This window comes from Kribbella sp. NPDC048837 (assembly GCF_055586945.1).
In genome coordinates, this window is the sequence record NZ_JBVJHF010000001.1 from 1276129 (window position 1) to 1293145 (window position 17017).

The window sequence follows — 17017 nt, forward strand, 5'->3', positions numbered from 1 at the left end:
ACAGGAACCCCCAAGATCGTCGATTCCGATCGTGCGCCCGGACCTTCAGCCAGCCTTCAGACCGGTGACGGCCGGTAGCACGACCCGACGCCTGGCGTGACGCAGCCGCGTTCCACCGGCATCTCACCCCGATCTCTTGACTGTCCACACACTCCCTAGATGCCCGAACGGGCACTTTGGTTATCCGGTCAGTCCTGGAGCGTGGTGAGGGCCCGCAGCGCGAGGCGGTAGGAGTTCAGCCCGAAGCCGGCGATGGTGCCGGTGGCGACGCCGGCGACCACGCTGGTGTGCCGGAAGTCCTCGCGGGTGGCCGGGTTGGTCAGGTGGATCTCGATCAGCGGAGCCGTCCGCTGGGCGATCGCGTCGCGCAGCGAGTAGGAGTAGTGGGTGAAGGCGGCCGGGTTCAGCACGACCGGGATCTTTCCGTCGGCGGCCTCGTGCAGCCAGCCGACCAGCTCGGCCTCGTCGTCGGTCTGCCGTACGTCGACCTCGAGCCCGAGCTCGGCGCCCGCCTTCTCGCACTCCCCCACCAACTCGGCGAACGTCGTCGACCCGTACTTCTCCGGCTCGCGCGACCCCAGCCGCCCCAGGTTGGGTCCGTTCAGCACCAGCACTCGCCTGCTCACATCCGTCACCCGCCCCACCCTAGAGCCCGCCGGCCAGGGAGTTGTAGGCGGTGACGGCCTCGGCCCGGGCGGTCGGGTAGTAGACGTCGGCCGCGGTCCCGGAGCTCATGGCCTGCCAGTTGCGGCGGCTGAGGACCTGATGGACCGAGATCAGGCAGGCCGCGGTGATCTCGGCGCGGAGGTCGTGGCCCAGGGCAACCGCGAGCGCCTCCTGGTCGCCGGCGATGAACCGGGTGAGGCGGGACTCGAGGGCCGGCGTGGTGAAGACGAGGTTGTTGTAGGCGAGGACAGCGGGATGGTCGTTGAGGCCGGTGACCGGGTCGCGGTCGTCGAGGCCGGCCAGGAAGTGGTCGCGGAGGGCCTCGATCGGGGCGCCGGTCGCGGCCCGGACGACGCGGGCGGCCTCGTGCTGGTGGTCGGCGATGCGGTGCAGGACGAGATCCTGCTTGGTCGGGAAGTACTTGAAGAGGGTGGGTTTGGAGACGTTCGCGGCCGCGGCGATATCGGTGACCGAGACCTCGTCGAAGCCGTGCTCGAGGAAGAGCGCGATCGCCGCCTCGGAGAGCGCGTCGTGGGTCTGCTGCTTCTTGCGGGCACGAAGTCCGGTCACGGCGCCATGTTAACCTAGTCAAAAGATTAACCCGGTTAACATTTCGAGGAGCGTGATGCGGGAGCTCGACGAGGAGCGCGCGTACGCCGAGCGGTGCCGGGCGGCGTTGCGCCGGATGGTGGCCGGCGCCCGGGAGAACGTGGTGGTCGGCGAGGACACCTGGGCCGATCGGTACACGGCCGAGCGGCTCGGGTTCTACCTCAAGACGCTCGCGCGGGACCTGGGCGAAGAGGGCGACAACCCGCCGTTCTTCGGCCTCATCCGGTACGGCGCCACCGCGGTCGCGGGCGAGCATCGGGGCCAGACCTACTACCTCGGCCGCCGGCACATCTCGGACGCGATCGGCCGGCCGCCGATGGTGATCGACTGGCGGGCGCCGGTCTCCACGACGTTCTACCGCGCGTCCGCCACGGACCCCCGCGGCATCCAGATCCGCCGCCGCTTCGGCTGGTCGGCCAGCACCCTCACCAGCTTCGAGGACGAACGCCTCACCGCGGGCGAGGAATCCAGCGGCAGCGCGTTGGTACGGCGCGAGATCGAGCGGGCCCGGGTCGGGCCGATGCGGGACATCGTGGCGACGATCCAGCCGGAGCAGGACGAGGTCGTGCGGACCGAGCTGGAGGTGTCGGTCTGCGTCCAGGGCGCGCCGGGGACCGGCAAGACCGCCGTCGGGCTGCACCGGGCCGCCTACTTGCTCTACGCGCATCGGGCACGGCTGCGGCGGACCGGCGTACTCGTGCTCGGGCCGAACCGGGCGTTCCTGCACTACATCTCCGCCGTCCTGCCGACCCTCGGCGAGGTCGACGTCGAGCAGACCACCATCGAGTCGTTGCTGGCCGGGGTGATCCGCGGCACCGACGAGCCGGCAGCGGCTGCGGTCAAACACGATCCGCGGATGGCCGACGTACTGCGGAAGGCCGTCTACGCCAGGGTGCAGCGGCCGGACGACGCCATCGTCGCCGCGGACGACTCGTACAAGTGGCGGGTCAACCAGCACGAGTTCGAGGAGATGGTGACCGAGGCCCGGGTGGAGACGCCGGCCTACCTGCTCGGTCGCGAGCGGGTGATCGCGCGGATCGTCGCCGCACTCCAGCGGCAGGCCGAAGCCCGCGGGCAGAACTGCAACAGCGCCTGGCAACGCCGGATGGCCCGGGCCGCGAAGCCGGCCGTCGACGACGTCTGGCCGATCGTGAAAGCCGACGAGATCCTCGCCGAACTGCTCAGCGACCACGAGCAACTCGCCACCGCGGCGGACGGCATCCTCACGTCACAAGAGCAACGAGCGATCGCCTGGCCGCGCCCCCGCAAGGCGAAGAGTGCACGCTGGACCGCCGCCGACGCCGTACTGCTCGACGAGGTGAGCGCCCTGCTCGAGCGCGGCCAGACCTACGGCCACGTGATCGTCGACGAAGCGCAGGACCTCTCCCCCATGCAGTGCCGCGCGATCGCCCGCCGCAGCGAGCACGGCTCGATCACCGTGCTCGGCGACCTGGCCCAAGGGACGACACCCTGGGCCGCGACCGACTGGACCACCCAACTCGGCCACCTCGGGAAGCCGACGGCGACAACCGTCGCCCTGACCACGGGCTACCGAGTCCCCGCCGCCGTCGTGGAGATCGCCAACCGCCTGCTCACGCCGCTGAAAGTCGACGTGCCGCCGACCACGTCGTTCCGCTCCGACGGCCGGTTGACCGTCAGCCAGGTCGGCGACCTGCCGACCTCCTGCGTGAGCGCTGTCCAGGCAGCCCTTACGCAGGAGGGTTCGATCGGCGTGATCGCCGCGGACGACCGGATCGCGTCGCTGGCCGACGTGCTGAAGGCCGCGGGGATCGAGACGGTCCCGCCGGACGGCGACGGCCGGGTGACCGTCGTCCCCGCGAGCCTGGCGAAGGGTCTCGAGTACGACCACGTGATCGCGGTCGAGCCGGCCGAGATCGTCGCCACCGAACCCCGCGGCCTGAATCGCCTCTACGTCATCCTGACCAGAGCGGTGTCACGACTGGACGTCCTGCATCAGCAGGACCTCCCCACGGAGCTGGGTTACCAGGGAGCGCCCGGCCCACCCATGCGTTCGGCGTAGCTCGAACGGGTCAGCTCACCGCGGCGGATGGGCTTGTCGGTGAACGCCGACGCGTAGATGGCGGCGGCGAGTTCGACGGTGTTGCGCGCCTCGGCGAGCGTGACCGGCGCCGGAGCGCCCGCGGACAACGCGTCGAGGATCGTGGCGAGCTGAGCGGTGTGGCCGCTCGCGACGTCCGGGAGATCCTTCGACCACGCGTCGGCGACCGACTCCTGGCCAGGACCAGGGGTGATCGTCCAGTCCGGGTTCTTGTAGCCGTAGAGGTGTTCCAGCTCGACGGTCGCGTTCTCGTAGTCGAACCGGAGCTGCGACGTCTGCCGCGGCGACACCAGCGAGTTGACGATCGACGCGACCGCGCCGTTCTCGAAGGTCACCAGCGCCATCGAGACGTCCTCGGTCTGCGTCGGCCGCGCCTGCCGGGCCACGAGCGCGGTCACCTTCTCCCACGGACCGAGGATCGACAGCAGCAGGTCGTACTGGTGGATCCCGTGGCCCATCGTCGGCCCGCCGCCCTCGACCTCGAAGGTGCCGCGCCACGGCACCGCGAAGTACGCGTCGTCCCGGTACCAGACGGTGTTGCACAGGGCAACCAACGGCCGGCCGAGGACACCGGCGCCGGCGAGCTGCCGCAGCCGGACCGCACCGGAGCCGAACCGGTGCTGGAACACGCAGGCCACCTGCGCCGCCGACTTCCGCTCCGCCTCGAGCAAGGTGTCGAGCTCGTCGAGCGACAGCGTCGGCGGCTTCTCCAGGAACACGTTCACGTCGGCCGCCAGGCACTCCGCGGCCAGCGGCACGTGCGTGCTGGGCGGCGTACAGAGGTGGACCAGGTCGACGTCGCCGGCCTCGAGGAGCGCGGTCAGGCTCGGGTACACCGCGGCGATGCCCCACTCGTCCGCGAACGCCTTGGCCCGGTCGAGGTCGACGTCGACACCGGCGACGAGCTCGGCCCGGTCCGGGAGCGAGGTCACCGCGCGAGCATGCGACGTGGCGATGCCGCCGGTGCCGACGATTGCGATCCGGTACTTCCGGTCAGCCATATGGAAAGCCCTTTCCGAGGGGTTTCCACCATCCTTGGCCGCTGTCACCGCACAGACAAGGCCGTGCCCGGCATGTGACCGGATCCGGTCAGCTGATCTCGGCTGACCGGATCCGCTCAGCTGATCTCGGCGTACGCCGCGACGAGCAGGCCGGGATCCGGGGCCTCGAGGATCGTCGGCCTGGCCAGCGCGTCGAGGATGACGAAGCGGAGCCGGTCGGCCCGGGTCTTCTTGTCGAGCTTCATCGCGTCCTGCAGGTGCGGCCAGGCGTCGGCCCGGTAGCTGACCGGGAGACCGAGCGATTCGAGCACGGCGCGATGGCGATCCGCCGTCGCATCGTCGAGGCGACCGGCGGCGCGGGCGAGCTCGGCGACGAAGACCATGCCGATGCTGATCGCGGCACCGTGCCGCCACTTGTACCGCTCCAGCCGCTCGATCGCGTGGCCCAGTGTGTGCCCGTAGTTGAGCGCCTCGCGGCCGATCGCCCCGCCGGCACTCGTGGTCCGCTCGCGCAGGTCAGCCCCGACCGTGTCGGCCTTCACCTGGATGGACCGCGCGATCAGCTCCTCGGTCGCGTCGTACGACGGACTGCTCGCGCCGGCCGGATCCTTCTCGACCAGGTCGAGGATCACCGGGTCCGCGATGAACCCGCACTTCACCACCTCGGCCAGCCCGCTGACGTAGTCGTTGCGCGGCAGCGACTCCAGCGCGGCGAGGTCGCACAGCACGCCGGCCGGCTCCCAGAACGCGCCGACCAGGTTCTTGCCCTCGGCGGTGTTGATCCCGGTCTTCCCACCGACGGCCGCGTCGACCATCCCGAGCAGCGTGGTCGGGATGTGCACGACCTTCACGCCCCGCAGCCAGGTCGCCGCGACGAAGCCGGCCAGGTCGGTCGTCGTGCCGCCACCGATGCTCACGATCGCGTCGGAGCGGGTGAAGCCGGCCTGACCGAGGACCGACCAGCAGTACGCCAGCACCTCCGCGGTCTTGGCCTCCTCGGCGTCCGGGATCTCGATCGCGTGCGCGGTGTACCCGGACGCGGTCAGGTCGTCGCGGATCGCGTCGCCGCTGGCGCGCAGCGCCCGCGGGTGGACGACGGCGACCCGCTGCACGCCGTCGCCCAGCAGGCCGGGCAGTTCACCGAGCAGATTGTTGCCGATGACAACGTCGTACGGCGCCGCCGCGGCGACCCGGATCCGGGTCGGCTCGCCGGTCATCCGCGGGCCCCGAGCTCACCGAGGATCTCGTCGGTGATCTGCTCCGGCGTCTTCTCGTCGGTGACCACCGTCAGCTTGGCGACCTCGGCGTACAGCGGGCGCCGGGCCTCCATCAGGTTGCGCAGCTGGGTCCGGACGTTGCCCAGCAGCAACGGCCGCGCGACTCCGAGACCGACCCGCTTGGCCGCCTCGCCGAGGCTGACGTCGAGGAAAACCACGGTGTGCCCGGCCAGGTCCGCGCGGGTGTCCGGGTCGAGGATCGCGCCGCCCCCGAGGGACAGCACCTCGCCGGAGTCGGCGAGCGCGGCGACGATCGCGGCGCGCTCCAGCGCGCGGAAGTGTGGTTCACCCGAGTCGACGAAGATGTCCGAGATCGGCTTGCCCGCGGCGGCTTCGACGTCGGCGTCGGTGTCGCGGTGCCGTGCGTGCAGCCGCTCGGCCAGCAGTGCGGCGATGGTCGACTTGCCCGAACCGGGCGGGCCGACGAGAACGACGAGGGGACTCACTGCTCTGCCCACTCCCGCGGCGTGATGGCCTTCGGCAGGTTCGCCAGGTAGGACTGGTGGTTGCGCGCGGTCTCGGTCACCGAGTCGCCGCCGAACTTCTCCAGCGCGACCTCGGCCAGCACCAGCGCGACCATCGCCTCGGCCACGATGCCCGCGGCCGGTACGGCGCAGACGTCGGAGCGCTGGTGATGTGCGGACGCCGCCTCGCCGGTCGTGGTGTCGATCGTGCGCAACGCCCGCGGCACGGTCGCGATCGGCTTCATCGCGGCCCGGACCCGCAGCGTCTCGCCGGTGCTCATGCCGCCCTCGGTGCCACCCGAGCGGCCGCTGGTCCGGCGGATGGTGCCGTCCTCGGCGACGATCTCGTCGTGCGCCAGCGACCCCGGCGTGCGGGCCAGCTCGAACCCGTCACCGAGCTCGACACCCTTGATCGCCTGGATGCCCATCAGCGCACCGGCCAGCTTGGAGTCCAGCCGGCGGTCCCAGTGCACGTAGCTGCCGAGGCCCGGCGGGAGTCCGTCCACGACCACCTCGACGACGCCGCCGAGCGTGTCGCCGGCCTTCTGCGCGGTGTCGATCTCGGCGACCATCGCCTTGCTCGCGTCCGCGTCCAGGCAGCGCACCGGGTCCGCGTCCAGCTTCGCGACATCGCCGTACGCCGGGATCACGCCGTACGGCGCCTTGACCGTGCCGAGCTCGACCACGTGGCTGAGGATCGTCACGCCGTACGCCTGGCGGAGGAACCGGGCCGCGACCTCACCGAGCGCGACCCGGGCGGCGGTCTCGCGGGCGCTCGCGCGCTCGAGCACCGGACGGGCCTCGTCGAAGCCGTACTTCTGCATGCCGGCCAGGTCCGCGTGGCCGGGCCGCGGGCGGGTCAGCGGCGCGTTCCGGGCCAGCTCGGCGAGCGTCGCCGGGTCGACCGGGTCGGCGCTCATCACCTGCTCCCACTTCGGCCACTCGGTGTTGCCGACCTGGATCGCCACCGGGCTGCCCAGCGTCAGCCCGTGCCGGAACCCGCCGAGGAATGTCACCTCGTCCCGTTCGAACTTCATCCGGGCGCCGCGGCCGTAGCCGAGCCGCCGACGGGCCAGGGCGTCGGCCACGTCATCAGTGGTGACCTGGACCCCGGCGGGAAGACCTTCGAGTACGGCGACGAGCGCTTGTCCGTGCGACTCGCCGGCGGTGAGCCAGCGCAGCATGCCGCAATCCTCCCACGGCCGTCCCACCCCGCAGACGCCGGTCTCACGTCAACGGCAGGTCTCGGTGTCCTCGCCCGGGCCGCCGCGGAGAGTCAGCACCGCGTTGAAGGTCTTCACGATCGGCGAGTCGTCGCAGGAGGTCGAGGCGCTGGCTGCTTGACCGCCGGCGATCGCGGCGCCGGTCAGCGCGGTGGTGGCGAGCGCCGCCACGGCCAGGCGCCCGGCGGTACGACGGAATGCGGTGGTCATCATGCCCTCCTCGACGATGCGGTTGCTCCTACCAACGACCGTAGAAGTCCGCAGCGCCCGCCGAACGGGCCCTGGAACCCGTCTTGGGGTAGCGCTGGCACCACCGTCGATAGGGTTCTGGCATGACTCGGGCAGCGGAAGAGACGTGGCGGGCGCGGGTGCGCGGATGCCTGCTGGGCGGAGCGATCGGGGACGCGCTGGGTGGACCGGTTCACGGTGGCGGTGGTGCAGCACGCGTACGACCGCTGGCTCGACACCCAGCTCCTGCCCGGGCCGAGCGGTGAGCGGGACGGCTGGCTGCAGGCTGAGCAGTGGCTCTACGCCCGGCGTGCGCCGGGTAATACGTGCCTGACCGCGCTGACGGAAGCCCGCGAGGGTGAGTCGCGGATCCCGCAGTTCGGCGCCGAGGCGGTGAACGACTCCAAGGGCTGTGGAGGCGTGATGCGGGTGGCGCCATTCGGGCTGCTGCCGGCGAGGTATCCCACCGAGTGGGTCTTCGACGCGGCCGCGACCGCCGCGGGCTACACGCACGGCCACCCGACCGGCAAACTCGCCTCCGGAGCACTGGCGGCGATAGTCCACGAGATCTGCGCCGGCGCCACTCTCGACGCGGCCCTCGACACCACCGCCGCGCTGCTCGCGCAGCGCCCGGACCATGAGGAGACCAGTACGACGCTCTCCTTCGCGCGCCACCTCGCCGCCACGGCGCCCGGGCACGGACCGGTGACGGTCGAGCGCCTGGGTGGTGGCTGGGTCGCGGAGGAGGCGCTGGCGATCGGCGTCTACGCGGCCCTCGCCTATCCGGCGCCCGAGCAGTTCCTGGACGCACTCGCGCTGGCGGTCACGCACTCCGGCGACAGCGATTCCACCGGAGCGATCTGCGGCAACATCCTCGGCGCTCTGCACGGCGAGACCGCGCTCCCCGCCGAGCTCGTCTTCACCGTCGAGGGCCGTCCCGTCATCCTCCAACTGGCCGACGACTTCGCGCTGGAGTTCACCAGGGCGGACCGCCTGCACGGCGACTACGGTCCGCACACCTCCTGGACCACCCGCTACCCCGGCTGGTGATCGCTACCCGGTGTAGAGCCGTTCGAGTGGGGCGCCGAGGAGTACGCCGGCCAGCGCGCCGACGAGCATGAACGGGCCGAACGGGACCATCTGCTTGCGGGTCATCACCTTGCCGACGATGAGCACGATTCCGACCAGCGCGCCGAGGAAGAAACCGCCGTACAGACCGCTGGCGAACTGTCCCCAGCCCAGCCAGCCGAGCGCCAGCCCGAGCAGCCCCGACAGCCGGACATCGCCGAACCCGACACCCCGCGGGAACGCGAACCACAGCACGTAGAACACCGCGAACCCGATGGCCCCCGCGATCACCGCCCGCCGCAGCGACCCCCACTCCCCCGACACCACCGCTGCGCCGAGCAATGCCAGCCCGACCACCAGGTACGACGGCCAGATGATCACCGACGGCAGGAATCGCGTCCGCGCGTCGATGTACCCGAGCACCGCCCCCGCCACGGCCAGCAACAACCACGCCGGCAACACGGCGGACGTCCCGAGCATCCAGCCCAGCAGCCCTCCGGCCACCGCCGCGAGCCCACCACACCAGTACGCCGCCCGCCGACCGGCCAGCGCGGCGTACGGGACCTTCGTCTCGCCCTCCTCCAGCACCGGCTCGGGGATGTTCCGCATCAGCCAGGGCCCGGCGACGTACGCCGCCGGACCGCAGAGGATCACGCCGATCCCTGCGGCGAGCAACGCGTTGTCAGCCGGCACGATCCAGGAGCCTAGACGATTCCCGGTGCCGGCTACGCGCGCCCTGTGGACGACCGCCGGACGAGCATCCGGGCGATCACCGCGGCACCGGCACCGAGCAGCAGCAGGCCACCGGCGAGCACCCCGACGGTGCTCCAGAATCCGTCGTTCTCGGTGACGTAGCGGACCCGCTGGAACTCGTCGTCGTTCGCCGCCGGGGCGAAGGTGAAGTCGTCGGTGATCCGGCTCGGGTCGCGATAGGTGACCGTGTACGCGGTCAGATAGTCGGCCGGCCTCGGCAGGACGGCGTCCTCGACGCGACCGGCGTACAGCAGCTCCGGTTGCACGTCGGCGTCCGGCAGCTTGGTGGCGTCGACCCGATGCTCGGCGGCGACGTACACCGTCACGGTCTGGGCGGTGGTCGCGCCCTTGCTCAGCCGCATCGGGTACACGATCCGGTCCGACGCGAACGTCAGCCGCAGCGGCGGCGTCGCCCCGCTCAGGCTCTCGCCGTCCTGCTTCGGCGCGAGCTTGACCGCGACGATCTCCCACTTCTCGGTCAGGTACGGCGTGAGGTTCGCCGCCAGCGTGGCCGGTACGACGTACCCGTTCGTGCGCAGCCAGTCCGTCACCGCCGACCCGCTCGACCCGTCGATCCGCGCGACCTGGAACGGCCCGAGGACCATCTGCTGCCGCACGTTCACTCCGGCGCCGGCACCGGGCGCCGCACCGGCGGTGTCGCCGCGACTCCCCATGATGCCGAGGTCCCGGAACGGCCAGTACGTCTTGCGGATCACGGTCTTCGGCCGCGTCATCAGGTCCAGCCGGAAGAACAGACCGTTGTCACCGAGCTCGACTTTCGCCGCCGCGGGCACCGGCATGATCCAGGCCGCCTTCTTCGACGACCCGTTGATCGACATCGAGAGCGTGATCTGCTCGGTGCCGCCGTCGTACTGGACCAGCGCGTTCTCGCCGTACGCGCGGGCCCGCGACTCCGCGTCGGGCAGGTAGCCGCCGCACGCACACGCCCAGGCGGGCGTCATACCGGCCGCGACGAACCCGATCGCCAGCACTCCCGCGACAACCCGCCAAAGCCTCACGGCGGAACACTAGCTACGCAAGGGTGTACGCGGTGTGGAAGAAGTTCGCCGGGTCGTACTTCTTCTTGACCGCCTGCAGCCGAGGCAGGCTCGCGCCGTAGTAGGTGCTGACCGAGCGACCGGTCTCGACGTAGTTGACGTAGCCGCCGGCCGAGTACGCGCGGACCGCGCGGTGCCCGTTGGTGATGAAGGTCTGCGCGACCTTGAGCTGCGCGGACGTCGGGTGCGCGGGCGTGCCGGAGTACCACTGGACGACGCCGAGCGCCGTCCGCCACGGCCAGGACGCGCCGCCGGCCGGCTGCTTGGCCGCCTGCCCGCCGAGCGGGTCGAGGATCGCCGAGGCCGGCGTCTTGGCCCGCGCCGCCGCCTTCACCGCACCGAGCAGCGCGGTGATCGTGGCCGCGTTCATCGGCCCCTTGAGTACGTCGGAACCGGCCAGGAACCCGGTCCGCGGGCTGGTCGTCCCGCCGCCGAGGTAGGTCACCGCCTCCATGTGCGTCTTCACCGTGATCGACCGCGACGACGCCTTGATGCCGACGAAGGACTCCAGTTGCGCGGCCGCCGCGGCGGCGTTGCCGGTGGTGGAGATGCCGAGCACATGGATCGACAGCGTGCCGTTGCTGCGGGCATCGATGTGCAGGTTGCCCCAGGAGGTGATCGGCGCGGACTGGGCGAACTTCTGCCAGCCGCGGACGACAGCCGCGGCCTGAGACTCCGTCCAGGTCAGCCGGAAGAACCCGAGCTTGGTCGCCGGGATGGTGGAGATCCGGAACGAGGTGACCACGCCGAGGTTGCCGCCGCCGCTCCCCCGCAGCGCCCAGAACAGGTCCGGGTCCACGGTCGCGCTGACGTTGCGCGCCGTACCGTCCGCGGTGATCACGCCCATCGACAGGACCCGGTCGCAGGTCAGGCCGAAGGCGCGGGTGTGGATCCCCATCCCGCCGCCGAGCGTCAGCCCGGCGACACCGACGGTCGGGCAGGTCCCCGTCGGCAGGGACCGTCCGTACTTGTCGAGGAACGCGTGCACGTCGTACAAGCGGGCTCCGGCGCCGATCGTGACGACGCCGTTCGCGTAGCTCATCCCGCGGATCGCACCGACGTCGAGCTGCATCCCCTTGCTGATGGTCGACGCACCGACGTACGAGTGGCCGCCGCTCTTCGGCACCAGCACCATCTTGTTCGCGCGGGCGAAGTTGATCGCCTTCTGCACGTCGGTGGCGTTCGCGGCCTTCACCACGGCGCCCGGCAGGACCGAGTCCCAGCGCGGGTTGAAGAGCAGGTGCGACGAGGCGTACCCCGCGGATGCGGGCAGGTACAACCGGCCCGTGAGCGAGCGGGCGAAGCTGTTCCAGTTCGGGGTGGCCGCGGTCAGACTGCTCGCGGCGCCCTCGGCACTGGCCTTCTTCGTGTCCGAACAGCTCGTCACTGCGGCGGCGGCGAACGCCCCGCCGGCTTTCAGTACCGTACGGCGGTCATACAGACTCACGATCCCCCAGCTCCTCACGAGCAGCTGCCCTCATGGCCGCCAGAGGAGCCGACGACCTACCAGTCATCATCTCCACCTGGAGGGTCGCCTGATGCACGAGGAGATCAAGTCCGTTCAACAGCTCTGTACCGATCCGGTGCGCCGCGATCGCGAGCCGGGTCGGCCAGGGGTGGTACGCCACGTCGAACACCACCGGCGCGACGCCGGCGAAGTGCTCGGCCCACGGGTCGACGGCACCGCCGGGCAGGGTCGAGATGCACAGATCGAACCCACCGATCTGCTCGACCTGGGAGAAGTCCGCGACCGACGTCCGCAGCCCGAGCTCGGCCGCCAGATCCAGCAGCCGCTCGGCCTTCGCGATGTCCCGGACGACGATCGTCACCTCGCTGACCTTCAGCCCGCGCAACGCGGCCAGCGTGGACGCGGCGGTCGCCCCGCCGCCCAGCACGACAGCCGTGTCGGCCGCGGTGATGCCCTGCTCGGCGAACGCGTTCACCAGCCCGGGTACGTCGGTGTTGTGCGCCGACCGTGATCCGTCCGGCTCGAACAGCATCGTGTTCGCCGCACCGATCAGCTCGGCCACCGGATCGACGGTGTCGACCAGGTCGAGAGCGACCCGCTTCAACGGCATGGTCAGCGACAGCCCACGAACGTCATCGCCGAGCGACGCCACGAACCCGCGGAGCTCGTCCTCCTGAACCTCGAAAGCGTCGTACCGCCAGTCCAGGCCCAGCGCGGCGTATGCGGCCCGGTGCATGGCCGGTGACAGCGAGTGCGCGATCGGCGAACCGAGCACAGCACATCGGGTCATCAGCACCGGCCCTTGTGCGCGGCGCACCAGGTCTGCAGCTTCTTCACGTTGGCCATGTGCTCGTCCGCCGTACTCGCGAACGCGGTCTCGCCGGTGTCGAGGTTGATCAGCGTGAAGTACAGCCACGAACCCTGGGCCGGGTTGATCGCCGCCCGCAGCGTCTCCTTGGTCGGCGAGTTGATCGGCGTCGGCGGCAGGCCCTTGTTCTTGTAGGTGTTGTACTCCGAGTCCATGTCGCGCTGCTCGGGCGTCGTGAACACCCCGCCGTCCTTGCCGACGACGTAGTGGATGGTCGAGTCCATCTGCAGCTTCATCCCGACCCGCAGCCGGTTGTAGATGACCCGGGCCACCTTGGCGTAGTCCTGCGGCCGGTTCGTCTCGGCGCCGATGATGCTGGCCACGATCACCGCCTGGTACGGGTCGAGCCCCTTGCGCTTCGCGGTGTTGACCAGGTCCAGCGCGGCCGCGTTCTTCGCGTACTCCGCCGTCATCAGCTTGAGGATCGTGTACGCCGTCGCGCCCTTCGGCACGTCGTACGTCCCCGGGTACAGGAAGCCTTCGGCGTTGTTGTGCGCGTACGACGGCAGCCCGAGCGAAGCGGGCTTCGCCAGGGCGCCAGCGGCGGCACCGGCCGGCAGCTTCAGCTTCGACTTCTGCAGCGTCTCACTGACTTCTGCCTTGGTCTGGCCGGACCGGAAACTGATCCGGGTGACCAGGATCGACTTGGCGGTGTCCAGCATCAGCTCGAGCGCGGCCTTGGCGGACATCTGCTTGTGCAGCGTGTAGGTGCCGGCCTGGATCGTGAGCGACCGCGAGTCGGCCTTGGCCACCCGCTCGAACGCGCGGGCGCTCTTCACCACGCCCTTCTTCTCCAGCGTGTCCGCGATCGAGGCGGCCGCCTGGCCCTTGGCGATCTCGACGACCACCGTCTCCTTGCTGCCGGCGCCGGTGTAGTCGGGCGCCGCGAACATCTGCTCGATCGCGTCCTTGCCCTTGCCGAAACCGATCACGGCACCGGCCACCAGCGAGCCGACCACGAGCAGCGAGATCACGCCGGCGAAGCAGCCGAACGCGCGCCGGCCGCGGGCCTTGCGCCGGTTCGCCCGGCGCTCCACCCGGGTCTCCGGGCGCAAGCCGAGCCCGGAGCCCAGGTCCTCGCTCTCGTTCACGTCTTCGTGCACCGATGGTCCGTTCACAGGGGCCTCCCGGGTGGGTTGCCGGTCTCCCGCTCGAGGTCGAGCGCGTGTTGCAGAATCACGACAGCGGCGGCCTGGTCGACCACCGCGCGCCGCTTGGAACCCTTCTTTCCCCGTTCCCGCAGCATGCGTTCGGCGGTGACCGTGGTGAACCGCTCGTCCACCAGGCGCACCGCCGTCCCCGAGTTACCCTCCTGCACCTTCGCTCGCACCAGCTCCGCCGTCTCCCGGATCTTCACCGCGGCCGGCCCCTCGCCCCCGGACAGGGAGCGGGGCAGTCCGACCACGATCTCGAACGCCTCCAGTTCGGCGGCGAGTGCGGCGATCCTATCCAGATCACCGGGCCCACGGCGGACCGTCTCCACCGGCGTGGCCAGGATTCCGTGCGGATCGCTGCTGGCGACGCCGATCCGGGCGTCGCCGATGTCCAGGGCGATCCGCACGCCGCGTCTCATCAGGGTCTCGTCAGCCGGTGACGAGCTGGCCGACGGTGTGCTCCACCGCCGCCAGTGCATCGTCGGAGCCGCTCGCATCGGTGCCACCACCCTGCGCCACATCGTCCTTGCCACCGCCTCGACCGCCCAGCTTCTCGGCCGCGACCCGGACCAGGTCACCGGCCTTCAGCCGCCACTCGCGCGCGGTGTCGTTGAGCGCGACCACCACACCGGGCTTACCGTCGTTGACGCTCAGTACGGCGACGACGGCCGGCTTGTCGGCCGGCATCCGGCCGCGCACGTCCAAGGCCAGCTTGCGCAGGTCGCCGCCGTTTACGCCATCAGGCGCGCGGTGACCGACGTACTGGACACCGAAGACGTCCTTCGCGTTGGTCGCCAGCTCTGCGGCGGCCGCGAGGACCTGGGAGGCGCGCACCCGCTCGAGCTCCTTCTCGGCCACCCGCAGCCGCTCGGCCAGGTCCGCCACCTTTGCGGGCAGCTCCTCCGGCCGGGTCTTCAGGTTCTCGCTGAGCAGCCGGACCAGCGCCCGCTCGCGGCCGAGGTAGCGCAGCGCCTCCAGGCCGACGAACGCCTCGATCCGGCGGACGCCGGCGCCGACCGACGACTCACCGGTGACGGTCAGTGCGCCGACCTGCGACGAGTGCTTCACGTGCGTGCCACCGCAGAGCTCACGCGACCAGGGTCCGCCGATCTCGACCACGCGGACCTGCTCGTCGTACGTCTCGCCGAACAGCGCCAGCGCGCCCCAGTCCCGGGCCTCCGGCAGCGTCATGTACTGCGCCGACACCGGAAGGTCCTGCCGGACCGCGAGGTTCGCGACCTCTTCGATCTCGGACCGGGTCGCCTGGTCCAGCGCCGACGACCAAGCGAAGTCGAGGCGGAGGTAGCCGGGCTTGTTGTACGAGCCGCTCTGCAGCGCGTTCGGGCCGAGCACCTGACGCAGCGCGGCGTGCACGACGTGCGTACCCGAGTGCGCCTGGCAGGCCGAGACCCGCCACTCGTGGTCGACTTCGGCGTGCACGTCGAGGCCAGCCCGCAGCACACCCTCGAGCACCTCGACCCGGTGCACGATCAGGCCCTTGACCGGCCGCTGGACGTCGAGCACCTTCAGCCGGACGCCGTCGGCGACGATCACGCCCTCGTCGGCGATCTGGCCACCGGACTCGGCGTAGAACGGGGTCTTCTCCAGCACGACCTCGACGGTCTCGCCCTGCTCGGCGGCCGGCGCGACCACGCCGTCCTTCAGCAGGCCGCGGACCTGCGAGTCGGTGGCGAGCTCGGAGTACCCGGTGAACTCGGTGACACCCTTCTCGCGCAGCTCCCGGTAGCCCGAGGTGTCCGCGTGCCCGGCCTTCTTCGCCCGGGCGTCCGCCTTGGCCCGCTCGCGCTGTTCCTTCATCAGCGAGCGGAAGCCCTCGGTGTCCACCTGCAGACCCTGCTCGGCGGCCATCTCGATGGTCAGGTCGATCGGGAAGCCGTAGGTGTCGTGCAGCTGGAACGCCTTCGCGCCCTCGAGCTGGTGCGCTCCCCCGGCCTTGGTCTCGCGGACGGCGACGTCGAAGATGCTCGTCCCGGCCGTGAGGGTCCGCCGGAAGGCCTCCTCCTCGGCGTACGCGACCTGGCTGATCCGGCCGAAGTCGGGCTCCAGCTCCGGGTAGGACTTCTTCATCTGCTCCAGGCTCACCGGCAGCAGCTCGACCAGGCTCGGGTCCTCGTAGCCCAGCAGGCGCATCGAGCGGATCGCCCGGCGGAGCAGCCGGCGCAGCACGTAGCCGCCCTGCTCGTTGCCCGGGGTGACGCCGTCGCCGATCAGCATCAGCGCGCTGCGGACGTGGTCGGCGACCACCCGGAACCGCACGTCGTCGATGTGCTCGACGCCGTACTTGCGGCCGCTCAGCTCCGACGCCCGCTCGATCACCGGGTAGATCTCGTCGATCTCGTACATGTTGTCGACGCCCTGCAGCAGGTACGCGACGCGCTCCAGGCCGAGGCCGGTGTCGATGTTCTTCTTCGGCAGCTCGCCGAGGATCTCGTAGCCGTCCTTGCCGCCGCCCTCACCGCGGATGTTCTGCATGAAGACGAGGTTCCAGAACTCCAGGTAGCGGTCGCCCGCCTCCCAGTCCCGGTCCGCGCCGAACTCCGGGCCGCGGTCGATCAGGATCTCCGAGCACGGGCCGCACGGACCCGGGATGCCCATCGACCAGAAGTTGTCCTTCATGCCGAGCCGGACGATCCGGTCGTCGGGCAGACCGGCGATCCGCTTCCACAGGTCGATCGCCTCGTCGTCGTCGTAGTACACCGACGCGTACAGCACCGACTCGTCGAAGCCGTAGCCGCCGTCGTTCTGGGACCGGGTGACCAGGTCCCAGGCGTACTCGATCGCCTTCTCCTTGAAGTAGTCGCCGAAGGAGAAGTTGCCGTTCATCTGGAAGAACGTGCCGTGCCGGGTGGTCTTGCCGACCTCGTCGATGTCGAGGGTCCGGACGCACTTCTGCACGCTGGTCGCGCGCGCGTACGGCGGCGTCTGCTGGCCGACGAAGTAGGGCACGAACTGGGCCATGCCGGCGACGTTGAACAGCAGGTTCGGGTCCGGCGACGGCAACGGCGCGCTCGGCACCACGGTGTGGCCCCGGTCCTCGAAGTACTGCAGGAACCGCCGCCTGATCTCACTGGTTTCCATG

The 17017-nt window shown here is 70.6% G+C and carries 16 protein-coding genes; 2 read left to right on the forward strand and 14 right to left on the reverse strand.

Annotation, left to right across the window (positions count from 1 at the left end; translation table 11 throughout):
- Positions 1–188 precede the first annotated feature (188 nt).
- Positions 189–626 (reverse strand): type II 3-dehydroquinate dehydratase, encoded by a 438-nt coding sequence (aroQ, locus tag ACZ6O0_RS05855; RefSeq protein ID WP_465764066.1) that lies wholly within the window; start codon positions 624–626, stop codon positions 189–191.
- Between the two features lie 19 nt (positions 627–645).
- Positions 646–1236 (reverse strand): TetR/AcrR family transcriptional regulator, encoded by a 591-nt coding sequence (locus ACZ6O0_RS05860; protein ID WP_465763668.1) that lies wholly within the window; start codon positions 1234–1236, stop codon positions 646–648.
- Between the two features lie 55 nt (positions 1237–1291).
- Between ACZ6O0_RS05860 and ACZ6O0_RS05865 the strand changes: the two genes are divergently transcribed.
- Positions 1292–3316, forward strand: coding sequence for a HelD family protein (locus ACZ6O0_RS05865; RefSeq protein ID WP_465763669.1), 2025 nt, complete (start codon positions 1292–1294; stop codon positions 3314–3316).
- Here ACZ6O0_RS05865 and ACZ6O0_RS05870 read toward each other — a convergent pair.
- From ACZ6O0_RS05870 to ACZ6O0_RS05890, 5 genes are all read right to left on the reverse strand, one after another.
- A complete protein-coding gene (locus ACZ6O0_RS05870) occupies positions 3277–4356 on the reverse strand; it encodes a Gfo/Idh/MocA family protein (protein WP_465763670.1) in 1080 nt (359 codons plus the stop codon). The genes ACZ6O0_RS05865 and ACZ6O0_RS05870 overlap by 40 nt on opposite strands.
- A 116-nt stretch (positions 4357–4472) precedes the next feature.
- Positions 4473–5573 (reverse strand): 3-dehydroquinate synthase, encoded by a 1101-nt coding sequence (gene aroB / locus ACZ6O0_RS05875; RefSeq protein WP_465763671.1) that lies wholly within the window; start codon positions 5571–5573, stop codon positions 4473–4475.
- Entirely contained in the window at positions 5570–6079 is a 510-nt protein-coding gene (locus tag ACZ6O0_RS05880; RefSeq protein ID WP_465763672.1) for a shikimate kinase, read from the reverse strand. Before ACZ6O0_RS05880 ends, aroB begins: the two co-directional genes overlap by 4 nt.
- Positions 6076–7281: a chorismate synthase gene (aroC, locus tag ACZ6O0_RS05885; RefSeq protein ID WP_465763673.1), complete on the reverse strand. Its 1206-nt coding sequence runs from the start codon at positions 7279–7281 to the stop codon at positions 6076–6078. Before aroC ends, ACZ6O0_RS05880 begins: the two co-directional genes overlap by 4 nt.
- A gap of 48 nt (positions 7282–7329) precedes the next feature.
- Positions 7330–7530: a hypothetical protein gene (locus ACZ6O0_RS05890; protein WP_465763674.1), complete on the reverse strand. Its 201-nt coding sequence runs from the start codon at positions 7528–7530 to the stop codon at positions 7330–7332.
- Between the two features lie 201 nt (positions 7531–7731).
- Between ACZ6O0_RS05890 and ACZ6O0_RS05895 the strand changes: the two genes are divergently transcribed.
- Entirely contained in the window at positions 7732–8598 is an 867-nt protein-coding gene (locus ACZ6O0_RS05895) for an ADP-ribosylglycohydrolase family protein (RefSeq protein WP_465763675.1), read from the forward strand.
- A 3-nt stretch (positions 8599–8601) separates the two neighbouring features.
- Here the strand turns inward: ACZ6O0_RS05895 and ACZ6O0_RS05900 are convergent, their stop codons facing one another.
- The 7 genes from ACZ6O0_RS05900 to alaS are packed head-to-tail and all read right to left on the reverse strand — an operon-like array spanning position 8602 to position 17016.
- Positions 8602–9309 carry a prepilin peptidase gene (locus ACZ6O0_RS05900; RefSeq protein ID WP_465763676.1) on the reverse strand — a complete coding sequence of 236 codons (708 nt, stop codon included), beginning with the start codon at positions 9307–9309 and terminating at the stop codon, positions 8602–8604.
- 32 nt (positions 9310–9341) lie between these two features.
- A complete protein-coding gene (locus tag ACZ6O0_RS05905) occupies positions 9342–10388 on the reverse strand; it encodes a DUF2330 domain-containing protein (protein ID WP_465763677.1) in 1047 nt (348 codons plus the stop codon).
- 13 nt (positions 10389–10401) lie between these two features.
- Positions 10402–11874, reverse strand: coding sequence for an FAD-binding oxidoreductase (locus ACZ6O0_RS05910; protein WP_465763678.1), 1473 nt, complete (start codon positions 11872–11874; stop codon positions 10402–10404).
- Positions 11861–12685, reverse strand: a complete 825-nt coding sequence (locus ACZ6O0_RS05915; protein ID WP_465763679.1) for a shikimate dehydrogenase — start codon at positions 12683–12685, stop codon at positions 11861–11863. Before ACZ6O0_RS05915 ends, ACZ6O0_RS05910 begins: the two co-directional genes overlap by 14 nt.
- A complete protein-coding gene (gene mltG / locus ACZ6O0_RS05920; protein ID WP_465763680.1) occupies positions 12685–13881 on the reverse strand; it encodes an endolytic transglycosylase MltG in 1197 nt (398 codons plus the stop codon). Before mltG ends, ACZ6O0_RS05915 begins: the two co-directional genes overlap by 1 nt.
- The gene (gene ruvX, locus ACZ6O0_RS05925) at positions 13878–14336 is read right to left on the reverse strand and encodes a Holliday junction resolvase RuvX (RefSeq protein ID WP_465763681.1); all 459 of its coding nucleotides are present in this window, start codon (positions 14334–14336) and stop codon (positions 13878–13880) included. The genes mltG and ruvX overlap by 4 nt, the downstream gene beginning before the upstream one ends.
- A 10-nt stretch (positions 14337–14346) precedes the next feature.
- The gene (gene alaS, locus ACZ6O0_RS05930) at positions 14347–17016 is read right to left on the reverse strand and encodes an alanine--tRNA ligase (protein ID WP_465763682.1); all 2670 of its coding nucleotides are present in this window, start codon (positions 17014–17016) and stop codon (positions 14347–14349) included.
- Position 17017 lies beyond the last annotated feature (1 nt).

Bases quoted from the DNA above. Each gene is read 5' to 3' on its own strand.
- ACZ6O0_RS05865 (WP_465763669.1), top strand. From the start codon at position 1,292: ATGCGGGAGCTCGACGAGGAGCGCGCGTACGCCGAGCGGTGCCGGGCG.
- ACZ6O0_RS05870 (WP_465763670.1), bottom strand. From the start codon at position 4,356: ATGGCTGACCGGAAGTACCGGATCGCAATCGTCGGCACCGGCGGCATC.
- aroB (WP_465763671.1), bottom strand. From the start codon at position 5,573: ATGACCGGCGAGCCGACCCGGATCCGGGTCGCCGCGGCGGCGCCGTAC.
- aroC (WP_465763673.1), bottom strand. From the start codon at position 7,281: ATGCTGCGCTGGCTCACCGCCGGCGAGTCGCACGGACAAGCGCTCGTC.
- ACZ6O0_RS05890 (WP_465763674.1), bottom strand. From the start codon at position 7,530: ATGACCACCGCATTCCGTCGTACCGCCGGGCGCCTGGCCGTGGCGGCG.
- ACZ6O0_RS05915 (WP_465763679.1), bottom strand. From the start codon at position 12,685: ATGACCCGATGTGCTGTGCTCGGTTCGCCGATCGCGCACTCGCTGTCA.
- ruvX (WP_465763681.1), bottom strand. From the start codon at position 14,336: ATGAGACGCGGCGTGCGGATCGCCCTGGACATCGGCGACGCCCGGATC.
- alaS (WP_465763682.1), bottom strand. From the start codon at position 17,016: ATGGAAACCAGTGAGATCAGGCGGCGGTTCCTGCAGTACTTCGAGGAC.